This window comes from Hydrogenovibrio sp. 3SP14C1 (assembly GCF_029625905.1).
Taxonomy (GTDB): Bacteria; Pseudomonadota; Gammaproteobacteria; order Thiomicrospirales; family Thiomicrospiraceae; genus Hydrogenovibrio.
Genome location: NZ_JARTLM010000192.1, coordinates 1 through 259 on the forward strand (window position 1 = coordinate 1; position 259 = coordinate 259).

General features: G+C 78.4%; 1 pseudogene. It reads left to right on the plus strand.

The annotated features are described in order from the left end of the window. Nucleotides 1–27: 27 nt before the first annotated feature. Nucleotides 28–259 (plus strand): annotated as a pseudogene (locus tag P8629_RS12205) (recombination factor protein RarA); the annotation flags it as partial.

Genomic DNA, 259 nt, shown 5'->3' on the forward strand with positions numbered 1-259 from the left:
GTCATCGCCGCGTCGGAGGACGTCGGGATGGCCGACCCGACGGCCCTGCAGACGGCGGTCGCGGCGGCCCAGGCGGTGCAGCTCATCGGCATGCCGGAGGCCCAGCTGGTGCTGGCGCAGGCGGTCGTGCACCTGGCGACCGCGCCGAAGTCGAACGCGTGCACCACCGCGATCGGCGCGGCCGTCGCCGACGTCCGGGCCGGCCACGCGGGCGTCGTGCCGGCGCACCTGCGCGACGCCCACTACCCGGGCGCGGCCC